Below are 16,289 nucleotides of genomic sequence, written 5' to 3' on the forward strand. Positions count from 1 at the left end.
GGTGATGAATACTCGCGATAAAAATAGATAGATTTTTCTAACAAAGAGAAAGGGTGTGTCAATCCGATCGAGAATGAGTAAAGACACAAAGCGAGGGAAAAGAGGCGTGATCATCATTGAGTAATTTGACGCTACGGTATTTGAAGGTTTTGGTTGTAGCATTATCCGCAGCATTTGGAACATCCATTTTCTTAGGGAATCTTATGGACTACCATTCCAATTATCAATTTGTCCAACATGTTCTGTCCATGGACACCACGTTTGAGGGGAACGCACTTATGTGGCGAGCGATTACTGATCCTACTGCTCACACCATTGCTTATATCGGAATCATCATTGCGGAAGGGCTATTCTCACTTTTTGGTTGGATCGCGGCAGGAAATATGCTGCGTAATGCAAAGAAGGATGCAAAAACGTTCAATAACTCGAAAACATTCGCATACATCGCTTACATGGTTGCTTTTTGCATCTGGTTTTTCGGATTTGCGATTGTGGGCGCAGAGTGGTTCGCTATGTGGCAATCACAAGTATGGAATGGTCAGCAGGTAGCGTTTAACATTACAGAGGTGATGATTGGATTCGTGATTTTGGTTTCTTTACGAGATCGAGAATTAACAGATAGGTAGTAGTAGAGCCACGTTCCTTTGAGAGCGTGGCTTTTTTGTTTGAATCGCATTTTTCGTTCGGAGTTAAATATGCGAGGGAATCACGAACGTCGGGTTATGCTGGTTCAAAATATCTTCCATTCGCTGACGCACAGTCTCTCTATACGAGGGGTCTGGCAGAATGTAAAAGCGATTGCTCTTGATCGCCAGGAAGGTGTGATCAGCTACTTCTTTTGGAGAAATTCCTTGCTCGACACCTGAACGAATGAACTGGTCGATGGCGGTGGTCATCGGTGATGGCTCCACGATATCTCCTGGTTTGCTGTACACGGCTGGACGATTGCGATGGGCGTCACATATTTGCGTTTGAACAAAGCCGGGGCATAAAACGGAAACACCGATTTTGGATTGGATCATTTTCAATTCGTGGTAGAGGGTTTCCGACAGACTGACTAACGCATGCTTGCTTACACGATAAATGCTATTCCCTGGTCCGGACTCTAGGCCAGCGAGAGAGGCGGTGTTCACGATGTGGCATTCAGTCCCTTGCTTCAACATCATGGGTACGAAAATTTGTGTAGCGTGAATGGCACCCCACAAGTTCACATTCATGACCCATTGCCAATCAGCAAGGGTGCTTTGCCAGATTGTCGAGCCTCCGCCAACCCCTGCATTATTGAACAATAGATGGACAGCACCGAACGAGTCTAGCGTTTTCTGTGCAAGCATCTGGATATCCTTTTCTTTGCTTACGTCCGTTACGACGGCGAGGACAGTTGCTCCTGCTGCCTGTAATTCCTGCTCTACTCGTTGGAGCGCCGCTACTTCTACATCGGCAAGAACAACCTTCATCTGCTCCTCAGCACAGCGCGTTGCCAATGCGCGACCGATACCGCTGGCCGCTCCGGTAATGATCGCTACTTTGTTTTCAAACTGCTTCATGACATACCTCCTTTAAACGAAACTCAAACACACTTGATTAATGTTTTGATTATAATAGATAATATTATAAAATGTCTATTTATATTTGTGATTGAGTGCAATCTTGGATACTGCGAGCATGTGGTGAAAAAAGTAGCATATATTTTGGTGAGACTAGAAAGATGGGTGAGACCAATATGAAGCGAATCGGAACGCAGCATTGGAGCGTCATAAAGAGCTTGATACCTCCTACGGCAGAACTAGTGGTCATGCCAAAGCCGCACGATCAACCAGCCGTTATCATCGCTGATCTCGATGGTGATAATCGTCAGGAAATAGCCTGTGTTTATCGCAATCAGGGCGAAATGTACGTCATGGTCGCCAAGCAGGATGAGAATCGCTGGCATCCAATCGGCAATTTCAAAGGACAAGGCTATACGGTTTCCGAATTATTGGCTGCTCCCATTGTCGATGCCCAAATGAATAGCTTATTGATTGGGTGGCAGATAGGCGGGGTATGGTCGAACATAGATATTTTGCAGTGGTCGGCGAATGGATTTATGCACATGCTCCATCAGGAGACACGAGCAAGCAGGGTTGAGGTGGAAGACATGCCAGGGGTTAATGGAATGGATGGCAACGCTGAGCTTGCTCTGTGGCTACATGATAGCGGAAAAGCGTTTCAAGTAGAGGTGTATAGGTGGGACGCAGGAAGTCTGGTAATCGCAGCCGATGTCTATCCCTATTATTTTCAGAAGATGGTTGCCTACTATGAGTCTGTCCTTGAAGAGAGCGATTCGGCGAGGTATTGGTACTACCTGGGGGACGCGCAAAGAAAAGCAGGAATGCATGCTCAAGCTTTTCAATCCATCGAGCAAGCATTGCAGTTTCCCAATCCTTATCCTTCTCGGGAGGCCCTGCTTCGTTGGAAGAAAGAGTTGGATGCAGCAAAAAGAAAAAGCTAAAAAAGCACCCATTGGCGGGTGCTTTTACTCTTTATGAGGGGGAATCGTTGTTTCCTTATTGCACTTTATAAGACATCAAAATTTCTTGTGCGAGCGGCTTCCACTCTTCCATTTGTGCCTCGGTGCAATTGAAAGTAGTCATCAGCATTTTGCCGTCGAGCTCTGTAAAGAAAATGAGGTTGTAAATTTTCGTATCAGCAGCAGGAGTCAGCAGTTCGAACACACCAACGTTTTTCCCATTGATTTGGATTACTTCATCGCGATACCAGGTTGCATCTTGGTACATGTTGGAGAACGCTTGTTTCATCGGATCCTTCATGTCTTTGAGAAGGCTGTCTTGAATAGGTGTTTCTGTATGACTAAACGCAATGTTAATGGAACCTTTTTCATCGGTATAAATCAAGGAAGGACGATTTTCCATTGGGTATTTTTCTTTTGCCATCTCATCAGACATGACAGTAAAGCCTTTTGGAATCAAGATTTCCACTTTGTCGTTCAGAACTTTTTTCGCTTCCAGCTTGTCGTTTGTTGTTGCAGCTGGCGCTGGTGTAGCAGAATCTGTTTTTGGAGTTTCAGTTGGTTTAGCGGCTTCTGTGGTTTGTGTTGCATTTTGCTCAGCTGGCTTAGTATCAGCTGGCTTGTTTGAACAAGCAGAGACAGCCAACATGGAGAGCAACAAAGCTACGGATACTAGTTTTTTCATCTGAATAGATCCACCTTTTTATACATAATTGGAAATGTACGGAATTTCCTTACCGATTCTATCATGGGGTGCATAATACTGGAAATACAAGAGGTTAATTGCGAATATTCTATCATTAACTCTTCTCTCTTACATACTCAAGGGGTCTAGGACAAAATACACCCATTCATACAACGATAAAATGGGTGTATTTTCCTATTTTCAAATATTGTGTGTCGTAATATAGCGGTTGCGAATCTTCTCTCCCAAATAATTTACCGCAAAACGGACAAACGCCCCGTTCCACCCCACCGAAATTGTTCAGCTGTGCCACATGCCCGAGCATGACAAAGCGCTTGAAACGGGCATTCCGACCTTTTGACGCTTGCAGTCTACCATTGATGCGCAGTGTACTCCATCCTCATATCACAATCGAGTGGATCGCATGGGATTCGATCAACCCATCTGCTAGGGAAAAGCGAAATGTTTTTTGATAGTCTGACAAATAAAAGGTAACGGGCCTAACGATAGAGAGAAACAGCGAATGATTATTTTTCCGAATCTGTTCCTTGAAGTCCAAGCCAGCCTCGAAGAGCTTGTCCGATTCGATTTTGACCGAAGGAAGAAGAGTGGGAGAGGAAGCCATCTTCTCATAGTCTTGTGCGTAGAGGGAGAGCGCCTTCTCAAGATCATGAGCTTCATGTGGCGTCCACGTATCGCCGGGATACAAAATAATGGGTTCGGCATCCGTTTCCTGTAGGAGGCGCTACACACTGTCTAAGCTTTCGTTATCATGGATACCCGTACAAACGAATGGAGTAAAGTAATGATCCAAAATCCAGATTGGGTGTCGAAAAAGCTCCCAGTAGAGAAGGTGGCAATAGAGAAAGCAGCTGCTTTTCTGAAACAGCTGGTGGGCGATCAAGCAAGTCAGTATAAAGTAGAGGCAAAGGTCGAGCAGGGCGGTGGCGGTGCCATTTTTGAAGACTATGAGTATGGCTTTGTGACAGTAGAGGTGACGTTCCGTCCAGCTACAGGCAAGGGAATCACGATCTCTGTGGATGAAGCAGGTCGTATCGTAGGCTTTCAGTATACGGATGAGTAAGTAAACGTCAAAAAGCATTCGGAATTCGAATGCTTTTTACGTACAGCCAATCGCTGGTTTTATCCGATAAAACGAATAATCTCTTCTTTCGCTTGTCTGGTTTTCGCACGAGGTTCATTTTTCCGATAGCCAAAAGCCACCATGCAAGCGATGCCGAAGCGTTCTCTGTCGAGAAGCCCCTCCGCTGCAAGGATATCCTCAACCTTTTCTTTTGCAAAGCCTTCAATGGGGCAGGAATCAATGCCGATCATCGCAGCAGACGTCATCATATTGCCAAGCGCGATGTAGGTCTGTCTGGATGCCCATTCGAACATGACTCGCTCGTCATCAAACAGGGCGAAATCGTTTTTCAGGAAGTGATCGTAAGCAGCGCCTTTTTGCTGTACGACGTTTTCTGGCAAGTCCTGCGTGTCTTTCATCATATGTTGGATATATTCGGAATCAGCGGCCATTTCTTGTTTGGTCCGAGCCAATACGATGACAAAATGGCTTGCGGTCGGCAGTTGTTTTTGCGCACCCCATGCGCCGGGTAACAGCTTCTCTCTAAGCGTCGAATCTTGTAGCACGAGGAAGTTCCATGGTTCAAAACCAAAGGAGCTAGGTGACAGGCGAGCAGTCTCCATAATAAAATCAAAGTCTTCATTCGTAATTTTTTTAGCTGCATCAAACTCCTTGCAGGCATGTCTGAATTGATAGGCTTCTATGATTTGGTCTTTACGCATGATGTCATCCTTCTTTCGAATAAGTTTATGAAACCGTTGATAGAAAATGGGCTGGCGTGGATCAATAGCAGAGCGGGACCGTTTCCCTCCACTGCGTAAGCGATGTCGACTGGGCCTACCCGCACTTACTTTTACATGAGCTCCCTCCTTTAAAAGTGTTTTACAAAACTGAGCATACCGAATACACTAAACAAAAGTAAGTACGCACTTTTTCGGTTAATACTTACGAAAAGGGAAGTGAGTGGGATGAAGAAGAAACCAGCGATGAGGTACCTATTAAATGGCAAGGAATATCCTTGCCCGATCGAGCTTGCCGTCTCGGTTTTTGCGGGAAGATGGAAGGTATCAATCATTTGTCAGCTGTTCAAAGGGAAAAAAAGGTACGGAGAATTAAAGAAAAATATAATCGGTGTGAATCATAAAATGCTGGCAGAACAATTGCGGGAGTTGGAGGAAGCAGGAATCGTCAAGCGTGAAGTGTATCCGGTCGTTCCGCCAAAAGTAGAGTACGAGTTGACCGAGCTAGGGCAAGGCTTGGGACCTGTCATTGAGTATTTGCGAGAATGGGGAGATCATTTTCAAACAGAGGCACCAGAAGAGTCTCTATCTACTGCTCACGGGTCATGAAAACCGCCACCTGAAAGGGTGGTTTTTTCTTTTTTGTAACCTCCCGGTGGTTTTTCCGACTATTACATAGGACGAACAACTGTGAAACATGGGGTAGACGGAAAGTTGCAACAAACGCCACTTCTGGTTTATACGGTGGACACGATTTCTGGGTGATCCCGTTTCTCATCATGAGGGGCGGGATTTTTTTTATGGTGTGCCGAAAGCATGTTCCATCCATTCCGTTTTATTGGCTAATTATAAAAAAGTCCCCGTTTTATAGAAAAAGTTAACATGTTACCAAAATTTCCCAATATTGTAGGTAAGGGTATTCTGGTGGTTCTGTAAAGATGATCTGTCGATTCATCCTATGTATGAATCTGGTGCAGTTATCAACAGAATTTTCCGCATGCCAAAGAAAGGGGGGCGATCTTCATGAATCTATAGAGGAAACCATTCCTATCGGATAACAACTTCTAAAACGGGAGGAAGACTTATGCAAAGAAGTTTTAAATACCTGTTCACATCTGTTTTTTCTTTGATTTGTGTTTTGTACATTCAAACGGATGTTTTTGCCGCACCCGCATACGATGGAGTTGTCAAAATGGAGCAACCGTCAGGTGAATCGTTTCAAGCTGTGATGCATGGAGATGAATGGTTCCATTGGGCAAGCACAAAGGATGGCGATGTACTTTTACAAGATCAGGAGGGATATTGGAATTACGCTGAACTTACATCAGATGATCTGCAATCTACGGGGATAAAATATAAAATTGACGAAAAGCCTTCCGAAGCGGTAAATGAGAAAAATTTGATGAAATGGATAAATGAGTACGATCCTCAAGCGAATAAAAAACAGGAGTTCATGAATGAGCTACAACAAGAATTTTCGGGATCGCCAGAAAATATTGACGGAAGTGTCACGCCAGTTTCAGGAACCCCAAAATTGCTTGTTTTGTTAATTGGGTTTACAGATGTTGATATCGCATATAGCGCCAACGATTGGAGCAACAAATTCTTTTCTGCAAATCAAAAGTCAGTAAAGCATTACTATAATGAAGTGAGTAATGGAAAAGCACAGATCACTCCAGCAGCCGAAATATTTGGTACGCAAAATGATGGAGTTGTGAAAGTAAGATTAGATTACGCTCATCCGGATACATCGGGAAAAGACATTAGGACGGTTATAACAGATGCACTGGATAAAGCGGATTCTGAGGTGAACTTTGCTAGTTTTGATACCAATAATGATCAAGTCATCGACTCCAAAGACGGCTTCTACATTGTAACTGTTCTTGCTGGTAATGAAGAGGCTAGTGGTGGTGCAGTGCCAAATATTTGGGCACATCAGTGGTATGCTCCCAATACAAATCATGATGGTGTTACAGTATCAGGTATGTATACGACGCAGGGTGAAAAACAATTTGGTCATATGGCAACAATGGGTATCACTGCTCATGAATTGGGTCATTCCTTGGGCCTTCCAGATCTCTATGGTGCTAATAATCATGTGGGTGGTCTAAGTATAATGGCAAATGGAACCTGGAATAATCTCCAAGGGGAAGATCCTGGAACTACACCCACTCATATGGATGCCTGGTCAAAAGGAAAATTAGGATTTGTCACACCAACTGTAGTAAATGCCGCTAACAATTTTACGCTACAAGCCATCCCGAATAATTATAATGTTTTAAAGGTTCCTTTAAAGGATAATACGTATTTTTTAGTTGAGAATCGCGAAAAAGTTGGATATGATGCTAGCTTGCAAACAGTTTCTGGAGGCATCGCGGTTTGGCACATTGATGAATCCATGAATAATAACACGAATGATCCTCATCCTTTCATTGACATAGAGCAATCCGTGAGCGAATACCAAGACCCATTCTATTACACGAATAATAATCATGCTGCCTCCTTTAGTCCAGACACCAATCCGAACAGTAATACCTACACTGGAGAAAAATCGGGAGTAACGATTACGACGACAAGCACAAGTAATTCCGCCATGAATGTGGCAGTTACAGCAGGAGAAGCCAGTCTGATTCCGAAAACGAATTGGACGCTAAAATATGTAGACAGCGATGAATTGTACAATGAAGCCCCGAAAGCCTTTGATGGAAACAACAGCACGTTTTGGCACACGAAATGGAGCCCCGTAGCTCCAATGCCGCACGAGATTCAAATTGACTTGGGTGCAACGTATAGCCTTTCCAAATTCAGTTACCTGCCAAGACAAGATGGTCAAGTGAACGGAACGATCAAGAACTATGAGTTCTACGTCAGTAGTGATGGAGTGAATTGGGGAACAGCTGTAGCCACAGGTACCTTTGCAAATGATACCACGTTGAAAGAAGTCAGCTTTGCAGCCAAGACAGGTCGCTATATGAAACTGCGTGCCTTAAGCGAGGTAAACAATAACCCATGGACAAGTGCAGCTGAAATCAATGTATTTGGGCAATAATGTATGGTGAGGGTAGCTATTTCAATCAGTGATACGCTACCCAAAAAGGTTATCATCTGCTGAGAGTTTCGTTCGGCATTTGATAACCTTTTTATTTGCTCGGGGGGAATTGCTGGGCAATGATGAGAGCTGGGCACATTGGATGGATATTCGATTAACGAAGGTTGAGTAGAAGGATGAGGACCAGAGAGGGAGCATCAGGTGAGGATGCTCTATTTTTATGGTTAATTTTCATTTTATCAAAAAACGCTTGAATAAAATTAAAGTTTTAATTAATATAATTAAAAACAGGAGGCGATGCTATTCATGGAACGCGACGAAATTCCATCTTGGGTGTTAGCTCTGGATAAGGAGACCCTCGAATTTATTAGGAAGTTTATTATCAGTTCGGGCTCTCTCAAGGGGATGGCTGATGAGTACGGTGTATCGTACCCAACAGTTCGGGCCAAGCTCGACCGAATCATTAAAAAGATCGAATTACATAGCAAGGAAGCGGAAGTAGAGTTCGTGCAAATGATCAAAAACCTGGTCATTGACGAACGGATGAGTTTGGAGGTAGCCAAGCTCATTATTGAAAAATACAAACAAGAAAGAGATGAAAGCAGATGAGTACGGGGATGATTCAATTTTTGGTTGGGCTCGGTATTGTGGGGATGCAAAATTTACTCGGCAGACTGAATCACGCTTATTGGGGGGCAATCTTCCCAGGCATCTTTCTTGTGTACCTGGTCTACGGTTATGTCACTGGTTTATTTAAAGATGGCAGTGAACTGACGTTGATCTTGGTAGCAGTTGGTGGGATCGCGATTCTATCTTTGGCTTGGTCGAAAGGCAGAAGGGCGATGAAGGCGAAGAGGAAGAAAGAGATGGAGAGAATGGAGCTGCTTGATTTGTAGTGATTGGAACCACCTGAATAGGGTGGTCTTTTCTCTTTTAAGTAGCTGTAGTGGGGGAAGAAGCGCATTTCCAGTCTACGCTTCGGCCTACGCCCTGCAAAGGGGATTGCTCCGCCATTTATTCCGAAGCTGGGGCGGGCTCCAGAGGTGCTTGGACTGGAAATGCGCTTCTTCTTACTCAACTTTTGTACACCAACTTAAAAGTCGATTCGCAAGTTGTAAACGACAAAATTAAAAAATCTCTTCAACGGTGTAGATAATAAAAAAACAGTCCCCGCAAAGTTTACTCCGCGAAAACTGTCTTCAAAATCACGCTTCCTTCATAAATTTCGCTACCCCGTTAAAAATCCAATCCGCACCATCTCCCGCGGAGCGCTGAATCAATTGCTCCGAACCATTCATTTCTGCATACTGCTGTTCCTCTGCGGTAATCGGAATCATCCATAACAGATTCACAGGATCTCCCGCTATGAGCGGAAGTGGAATGTTCGGTGCATCCTCAGGTTTTGCGAGCAGCATGGAGGAGAAGCGGCTGTTGATCTGACTGATTTCCTGGCACGGAATGGTGTGACCCTGCGCGAGGAAGGTCATATACGACCACGGCAGAGAGGTTTGGCCGCTGATGTAGGCCAGCAATTGCTGCTCGTTTTGGGCGAGCCATTTAGTTTCGCAGGCAAAGGCCAGCTCGAATCGGCGTAATTGCTCTGGCTCTTCTGTATACTGCTCGACTTTTGGCTGACGCAATATGGACACCCCGAGGGTCATCGCATAGGTAACGTCGCCTTTTTCGATGGTCACCAATGCCTTCGGGGGCCAGTGACCGCCGTCGATGCCGTAATACTGTTTAACTGGGCCGAGAGTCGAGGTAATCGCGTCCATGAACTGCTGCTGGATGTCAGGCCAAGGGTTGCCATCCCAGACGGCCCAAAAATGCTGGGCAGCCTCGATGCGGGCAAACATGGCGTTCGTTTCTGATGTTCCCAGCGGAAAGCATAAATGAGATTCTCCGGTGCAATCTCGCGCATACGAAGGATAGTGCGAGCCGTCCGGGGAAGGGCCAGCCCAGCTGGGAATCACACACAGTACCTCATCCCCATACAAAAGTGCCGCTGAATCGCCTTCCTCCAACCAGACGATCGAGAGCTGCTCCGGGTCCAGCCTGTCCGCTCCATCTGGATGAGCACAGCAATCGCGTGGAAGCATGGGAGCTTGACCATCCTGCATGGCATCGAAATCGATCGAATCCGGTGCGGGTCCGTAATTTCTTACCCAACAAGAGCGAATGCTAGCATGCTCCTCACCGGGATAATCCCACAAATAAAAAAAGACGCCGTTCTCATCCTCTTCGACAAAAGCTTGAATCGGACAAATCGGAGAGAACTCCTCTAATAGGATGTTTTTCATAGGTTTCACCTTCAATCATCGTGATAGATTCGCCGATAACTATAAAGATTTGGGCTTGATTAAACAGGGTTAGAATACCATAATTGACTATTGATTACAAAATTCAGTGCTTTGAAAATGTTTGCTTAGCAAAGGAGGTTGCCAGATGAATCAATGCACCATCTATGTCTCCATCCAACAATGCGAGAAAGTCGTCGCTGCCATTGTCGAGGCTTTTCGTGATCAATTGGTAGAGGTATCCGCAGACGAGCGAGCGGTGACCGTGACAGATAAAAAATGGTTTAGCAAGAGCAAGATCACCTTCAATCTTATGCGTGAGGACGATGACCAAGAAGCCTTTCTCCAAATGAAAAAAGGGATGTACGGCTACTTCGCACAGATTGAAACGGCCAACGAGAAAGTCCAGCAAAAGCTGTTGTACCAAATTACAGCGCTCAATGTGGCGGTAGGAATCGTGGCGAGCAAGGAAATCGATCAGAAGACGTTTGCGTCCATTATGGCGATCGCTGAAGAAGTACACGGGATTGTCTTTCTCCCTACCGGAGACATGCTCGATAAACAAGGAAGGCTGATTCTCAATACGGCAGGAGAATCGGAAGTGGACGATTTTCTAGTGACGGTCAGCGTAGACCTGATCGATGGACATATTCAGCCTTCCCAGTCAGGAGAAGCGCGCAAGGAGCGGAGCATCAAGCTATTGCAGGAGCAAGGCATTCCGTACATCCCGCATCTTCCTGTTATCGTAGGGGACGAGGACGCTGTTATCAGGAGCAAGGACGAGATGGTTCAGCGAGCGATTGCCCTGTGCTTGATTGCGGTATATGCCGGAGGGATCGCCGAAAACGGGCAAATCAGGGAAGAGCGGGAGTTCATCGAAGGAATTATTGAGCAGTTTGGCGCTGCTGAATTTTTTACGGAAAAAGAGAGAGATTTCTTGAATGATCCACAGCCAGACCGAACCGATATGATTCAGATGGCTTGGATGTACGAATGCTACTGGGTACTGCTGTGGGCACTCGGGTATATAGAAGAGCTCGAATTCCCGGATGAGATTTGTGATGTGAGCACTGCGATTGATGCTCTCAGAAGCGCAGGTGACTATGACACCTTCTATAGCAATGCAGTTGTGAGAAGCAAACAAGAGATTCTCGACCAAGCAGATTTAATCTACCGCTATGATTGGGCATGCGTGGATGCCCGCATCAACAATCGCACGGTTGCAGGCGGTTTGAATGACGAAGTAGTTGTTGAAAGACACAGAGCATTGAATTGGCTGGTTCGTTACATGGAGGATGACTGGGATCATGTGTCGACGGATACATAGGCTGTATTCGCGAAAAAGTGGGACACCGTGCGTCATCTTCTTAGCAGGAATGGGCGATAGCGGTGAGACATGGAAGATCGTTCAAGATCGAATCTCGCAGGAAGCGTCGACTTTATCCTATGATCGTGCGGGGATTGGCAGGAGCCCAGCGGCAGCAGTCGTACCGCGAACTTGTCGTGATCTGGTAGAGGAGCTATATGATTTGCTGCAGGAGATAGGGGTGGAGTCGCCATACATTTTGGTCGGACATTCTTTTGGCGGTCTGGTCGCTAGACTGTTTGCTAGTCTATATCCGCAGCTTGTTTCGGGGATGGTTTTGGTTGACGCTGCTCCCGAATATAAGGAGCTCGCATATGAAAAGGTTTTGCCTGATAACCTGATCGCAGCCAATCGAGAATATTACGAGAATCCGATGCGAAACAGCGAGAAGATCGATAAGATACGGAGCTACCAAGAAATCGTTGACCATTTTCTGCAAAGCGACATACCTGTCTCAATTATTACGAGAGGCTTACCGGACATATGGGACGAGAAATGGCCGAACGAGGAAATTTTGAAAATCGAACAAAATCTGCAAACCGATTTCAGGCGGCTATCTACATCAAGCAAGCAAAGAATTGCCGGTCGCAGCGGGCATTATATTCATCATGATGAACCGGATATCGTGGTCGAGGAAATTTTGATGATGTTGAGGCGGATGAAAACGTGAGGGATACGAGAACAAAACTCATACTGGACCTGCAAAGATTGGAGCAGGAACAATACCTGATTCGTGAAGGGGAGCAACTACAGGATTTCGTCGGGCTATTGCTGCAATACATCGGGGACCCTGACCCGGAGCTGCGTGATAATCTCATTTACCCGGCATTTTATTACTGGATTCTTGATGAGAAACATCTGACGGAGGCGCAATTGCGCAGCCTTCTCCGAGAACTGACGGACGATACGCATTTGTTCTATCAGATCGGCAGCGAGGGTGATCAATCTGTATTTACGAGGACATTCTCTGCATTGCCGATTGCCTTGATCATGCGACGTCACAGGCAGAAGCCTTTTTTGGAGCTCGCTGATTTCCAGCATGTGAAGAATGCCATGCTCCGCTATTTTCAAGAGGAAAAGGATTTGCGCGGCTATTTGTCAGAAGGAGGCTGGGCGCACAGTACGGCACACGGGGCAGACGTATTCGTAGAGCTAGTGCAGTGCCCAGAGAGCGACGAAGCCGTACAGCGAGACATCCTTCGTGCGATCCAGGGCGTGTTGGATAACAGAAAGCATATTTTCAATGACGAAGAAGATGAACGTCTGGCAAGCATTGTCGATACGATGATAGATAAAGATTTGCTCCCAGAGCAGGAGCTCGCTGACTGGATCAATGGCTTGGCAAGCTGTGCAGAACTGCCGAAAAGTCGTACCCAGGTCATCGCTCGAGTGAACAGCAAGAACTTTTTGCGCTGTCTCTATTTTAGAAGAGAACGAGATAACCAAAAGAATGAACTTGCGGCTACATTGCTTGCTGCCGTAACGAAATGTAACAGGTTTGCGATCAGTTAATGGGTGAGGGTGAAGGTTGATGCCGTGACAGACGGCATCAACCTTTTCTTTTTATATGAAGTTTAAAAGGTAGCGGTCAACCAATAAAGCTGGTGAGAAGAAAAAGCGCAGGGCTCGTAGACCTTGACAACGCCTACCCAGTCGGAACTTAAAAAAGGGGACCAGCTTGTCGAACACTTCTTCTTCGAGATACTTCCGCCCGTAGGGTGGCTTTGGCTCGACGGTCCCCTTTTTTAAGTATAGACGGACAGTAATTCCCCCCTGCTGGCGTGTCAGAGTCGAAGAGAACTGCGCTTTTTCTTCTCCACTACACCCGAACGATTGACAATCACTCACTAGGACTATATAGTTCTAATCATGAAACGAACCTCGAACCGTGATCATGTCATCGTCACTGCATCCGATTTGTTTTTGCAAAAAGGACTCATGAATACCAGCATGGATGACGTCGTAGCACATAGCAGAGTCTCCAAGTCCAACATTTATTACCATTTCAAAAGCAAGGAAGAGCTCGTCGTAGCTGTGCTCAGCTACAGAATGAACGTGCTGAGAGGAGCATTGGAAGCCATCCTGCAACGAACAGATCTGTCTGTTTCCGCACAGGTGGAATTGATTTTTACCACCATCGCAGAGGAACTGGAGGGGCGCTCCTGCGTAGGAGGCTGTCCGATTCTTTCCTTACTGTCGGCACAAATACCAGAAGTCAAAGCGCGAATCAACGAGTTCCTGATCGAATGGCAGAATCTAGCGGAAAAGCTACTCGTGGAGGGAATCGCTCGTGGAGAATTCAAGGAAAATATCTCGATTCCGCAAACGGCAGTCTTGCTCGTGACAATTGTGGAAGGAGCGATGCTCATGGCTGAATCGCAAGGCCATGCACAGATACTCGTAAACGCTGGTCAGACACTTCTACACTTGATTCAAGTGTAGGATTTTTTTGGAGTAGATTAGTACTGAATAGTACTAAAAACATGAAGGAGGAAGCAACAATGGCTGTTGTTTTTCTAACAGGCGCGACTGGTTTTATCGGCAAGGAGGTAACAAAGCAGTTGGCGAGGGCTGGTCATACCGTACTGGCGCTGGTTCGTTCGCTTGAGAAGTGGGATGAATTGCTGATGCAGATGACTCCAAAAGAGAGGGCTTATTGCAAGGCCGTGCGGGGTGATTTGCGAGAGGAGGGCTTGGGATTATCGGCGAGCGATTACGAGCAGGTATTGCACGCTACTGTCATCATCCATGCAGGTGTCCCGATGGATATTTCGATGGATGAAACGGTGGGCAGGGACGTGATTTTACAAGGAGCAAGTCACCTCGCAGCAGTAGCAAACACATTGCATAAACAACAGCGTCTGCAAAAGCTGATTCATATCGTCGGCTACATGAGTCCGTTTGACGATGAGAGCGGGAAGCTGTTGACGGATGTTTTTGCGCCAAACGATCTTTTCCGGGAGGCAGGGGGCTACGAGAAATACAAATTTCTGGCCGATCTATATCTCAGACAAGAGGCGTATCAAAAAGGAATGCCGCTGGTCGTGGTGAATCCGAGTACGATCATAGGCCCGCGAAGCACCGGGAACACAGAACAAACGGATGGCTTGGGGCTCGTGATCAGCTCCATGCGGCGTGGTAAGTTCCCTGTTCTTCCCGGTGGCAAGGAATGGTGGCTGCCCTTGCTTGCCGTCGACGATTTGGCCGAGGTCATTGTGGGGATGGTAGAGGCAAATCACATCGAACATCAAACGTATTACGCCTTAAATGAGCGGAGCGCCACGCCATCTTTTTCGGAGCTGATTTCGTTGATGGCCAAAGAATTACGAATGAAGCCACCAGCCATTCCTTTCCCGGTATCGGTTTTGAAAAAAATCCTGCATAACGGCGGCAGCCGCTTGCTCGGGGTACCTGCCAATTCGATGGATTTTATCGTAAACAAAGACTTTTCACTCGCTCCCTTTCAGCAAATGAAAACGAAAAAAGGCATCAAGGCATACGACGTAGCCGCGTATCTTCCCAGTGTGATTGCCGATCTGGACTATCGTTTGTCGGTCAAGGATCAGAAAGTCCCTCCTTACTTTCACCGAGAACAAATCGCAGGCATGGCCGCGTACAAGAAAGAAGGCTCGGGTACTCCGTGGCTCCTCGTGCACGGGCTGTTCAGTGAGATGAGCGATTTACTCCCGCTCGCTGAACAGCTGGGTGAACAGGCACTATGGTTGCTGGATTTGCCCGGGTTTGGAAGATCGCCCTATCACCATCACGAAAAACCGATCGAGGGCTTTATCGAGGCAGTGGCAGAGGCATTGCGACAACTGCCGTCTCCGGTTCATCTTGCAGGACATTCATTTGGCGGGTTGTTGGCGTGGGAGGCAGCAAAGCGAGTGCCGGAAAAAATCGAGAAGCTATACCTTTTGCAGCCGCCCCTGCATGCGCCGAAGTATTCTTTGCTGCTGGCGGGATTGGGAAAAAGTCCAGCCCTTCTTCAGCGTTTTTTGCAAAAGCAGTTAACGCCAACCAAAATGGAAAAAGCACTGCTTGAGCAAGGGGTATTTCAGTCCACGGAAGAAATGCCAATGGGTTATGTAGAGAAGGTAGGGAAGCTCCTGCAATCCCCGCGCATCAGCAAGACGCATACAGACGTGCTGCGCTATTTTATGAATGAATTCCGGCAAATGGCGGTACCAACACAGCCGTTCCCTTTTCCAACCCAGATCGTATGGGGAACACAGGATAAAACGTATCAGCTGACAAAAGGAACAGAGGATGCTTTCATGAAAGCAGATGTAGAGATCGAAAGGCTCTCCGTTCCTCATCATTTTCCGATCAGTCACCCGCAGCTAACGGCAAACGTATTGCTACAGATGAGGCAGGGTAAGGAATGAAGACGGAGCGATTCTTCAGAAGGGGCATGGTAGAAAGGGACCATGCTCTTTTTAAATGGGGCAAGAAAAAAACGAGTTGAACTTTCTGTGAATTTGGAATAGACTATTTTTAACCAATAACGACACTATAACGACAAGTGTCGTTAGTGAAGAAAAAGGGAGGAGAGTAAA

17 protein-coding genes are annotated in these 16,289 nt (G+C 46.3%); 12 read left to right on the plus strand and 5 right to left on the minus strand.

Annotation, left to right across the window (positions count from 1 at the left end; all coding sequences use genetic code 11):
- Positions 1-140 precede the first annotated feature (140 nt).
- Positions 141-626 (plus strand): DUF2165 family protein, encoded by a 486-nt coding sequence (locus tag HP399_RS04385; protein WP_255654182.1) that lies wholly within the window; start codon positions 141-143, stop codon positions 624-626.
- A 63-nt stretch (positions 627-689) separates the two neighbouring features.
- Here HP399_RS04385 and HP399_RS04390 read toward each other — a convergent pair whose 3' ends face one another.
- Positions 690-1,547, minus strand: coding sequence for an SDR family NAD(P)-dependent oxidoreductase (locus HP399_RS04390; RefSeq protein ID WP_173616877.1), 858 nt, complete (start codon positions 1,545-1,547; stop codon positions 690-692).
- Between the two features lie 161 nt (positions 1,548-1,708).
- On the opposite strand from HP399_RS04390, the gene HP399_RS04395 reads away from it, so the two are divergent.
- On the plus strand, positions 1,709-2,491 hold the full coding sequence (locus HP399_RS04395; RefSeq protein WP_173616876.1) for a tetratricopeptide repeat protein: 783 nt from the start codon (positions 1,709-1,711) through the stop codon (positions 2,489-2,491).
- Between the two features lie 55 nt (positions 2,492-2,546).
- Here the strand turns inward: HP399_RS04395 and HP399_RS04400 are convergent, their stop codons facing one another.
- Both HP399_RS04400 and HP399_RS04405 read right to left on the minus strand, forming a co-directional pair.
- A complete protein-coding gene (locus HP399_RS04400) occupies positions 2,547-3,194 on the minus strand; it encodes a hypothetical protein (protein ID WP_173616875.1) in 648 nt (215 codons plus the stop codon).
- A gap of 400 nt (positions 3,195-3,594) precedes the next feature.
- The gene (locus HP399_RS04405) at positions 3,595-3,903 is read right to left on the minus strand and encodes a hypothetical protein (RefSeq protein WP_173616874.1); all 309 of its coding nucleotides are present in this window, start codon (positions 3,901-3,903) and stop codon (positions 3,595-3,597) included.
- A gap of 96 nt (positions 3,904-3,999) precedes the next feature.
- On the opposite strand from HP399_RS04405, the gene HP399_RS04410 reads away from it, so the two are divergent.
- A complete protein-coding gene (locus HP399_RS04410) occupies positions 4,000-4,278 on the plus strand; it encodes a hypothetical protein (RefSeq protein ID WP_173616873.1) in 279 nt (92 codons plus the stop codon).
- A gap of 59 nt (positions 4,279-4,337) precedes the next feature.
- Here the strand turns inward: HP399_RS04410 and HP399_RS04415 are convergent, their stop codons facing one another.
- Positions 4,338-5,000 carry an NAD(P)H-dependent oxidoreductase gene (locus HP399_RS04415; RefSeq protein ID WP_173616872.1) on the minus strand — a complete coding sequence of 221 codons (663 nt, stop codon included), beginning with the start codon at positions 4,998-5,000 and terminating at the stop codon, positions 4,338-4,340.
- Between the two features lie 246 nt (positions 5,001-5,246).
- Here HP399_RS04415 and HP399_RS04420 point away from each other — a divergent pair, with 246 nt between their 5' ends.
- The 4 genes from HP399_RS04420 (at position 5,247) to HP399_RS04435 (ending at position 8,963) form a co-directional block, all read left to right on the plus strand.
- Positions 5,247-5,627, plus strand: coding sequence for a winged helix-turn-helix transcriptional regulator (locus tag HP399_RS04420; RefSeq protein WP_173616871.1), 381 nt, complete (start codon positions 5,247-5,249; stop codon positions 5,625-5,627).
- A gap of 475 nt (positions 5,628-6,102) precedes the next feature.
- Positions 6,103-8,067, plus strand: coding sequence for a M6 family metalloprotease domain-containing protein (locus tag HP399_RS04425; RefSeq protein ID WP_173616870.1), 1,965 nt, complete (start codon positions 6,103-6,105; stop codon positions 8,065-8,067).
- A 306-nt stretch (positions 8,068-8,373) separates the two neighbouring features.
- Positions 8,374-8,676 (plus strand): DUF2089 family protein, encoded by a 303-nt coding sequence (locus tag HP399_RS04430; protein WP_007723913.1) that lies wholly within the window; start codon positions 8,374-8,376, stop codon positions 8,674-8,676.
- A complete protein-coding gene (locus HP399_RS04435) occupies positions 8,673-8,963 on the plus strand; it encodes a hypothetical protein (RefSeq protein ID WP_173616869.1) in 291 nt (96 codons plus the stop codon). The genes HP399_RS04430 and HP399_RS04435 overlap by 4 nt, the downstream gene beginning before the upstream one ends.
- 309 nt (positions 8,964-9,272) lie before the next feature.
- Here the strand turns inward: HP399_RS04435 and HP399_RS04440 are convergent, their stop codons facing one another.
- Entirely contained in the window at positions 9,273-10,367 is a 1,095-nt protein-coding gene (locus HP399_RS04440) for a suppressor of fused domain protein (RefSeq protein WP_173616868.1), read from the minus strand.
- Positions 10,368-10,512: 145 nt separating this feature from the next.
- Here HP399_RS04440 and HP399_RS04445 point away from each other — a divergent pair, with 145 nt between their 5' ends.
- The 5 genes from HP399_RS04445 to HP399_RS04465 all read left to right on the plus strand — a co-directional run bounded on the left by HP399_RS04445 (position 10,513) and on the right by HP399_RS04465 (position 16,118).
- Positions 10,513-11,691 carry a DUF4272 domain-containing protein gene (locus HP399_RS04445; protein ID WP_173616867.1) on the plus strand — a complete coding sequence of 393 codons (1,179 nt, stop codon included), beginning with the start codon at positions 10,513-10,515 and terminating at the stop codon, positions 11,689-11,691.
- The gene (locus HP399_RS04450) at positions 11,672-12,400 is read left to right on the plus strand and encodes an alpha/beta fold hydrolase (RefSeq protein ID WP_173616866.1); all 729 of its coding nucleotides are present in this window, start codon (positions 11,672-11,674) and stop codon (positions 12,398-12,400) included. The genes HP399_RS04445 and HP399_RS04450 overlap by 20 nt, the downstream gene beginning before the upstream one ends.
- On the plus strand, positions 12,397-13,242 hold the full coding sequence (locus HP399_RS04455; RefSeq protein WP_173616865.1) for a DUF2785 domain-containing protein: 846 nt from the start codon (positions 12,397-12,399) through the stop codon (positions 13,240-13,242). The genes HP399_RS04450 and HP399_RS04455 overlap by 4 nt, the downstream gene beginning before the upstream one ends.
- Positions 13,243-13,599: 357 nt before the next feature.
- Positions 13,600-14,172, plus strand: a complete 573-nt coding sequence (locus HP399_RS04460; RefSeq protein WP_144619086.1) for a TetR/AcrR family transcriptional regulator — start codon at positions 13,600-13,602, stop codon at positions 14,170-14,172.
- Positions 14,173-14,231: 59 nt separating this feature from the next.
- Complete coding sequence (locus HP399_RS04465) at positions 14,232-16,118, plus strand: alpha/beta fold hydrolase (RefSeq protein WP_173616864.1); 1,887 nt, start codon at positions 14,232-14,234, stop codon at positions 16,116-16,118.
- Positions 16,119-16,289 lie beyond the last annotated feature (171 nt).

It is taken from the genome of Brevibacillus sp. DP1.3A (assembly GCF_013284245.2).
Classification (GTDB): Bacteria; Bacillota; Bacilli; order Brevibacillales; family Brevibacillaceae; genus Brevibacillus.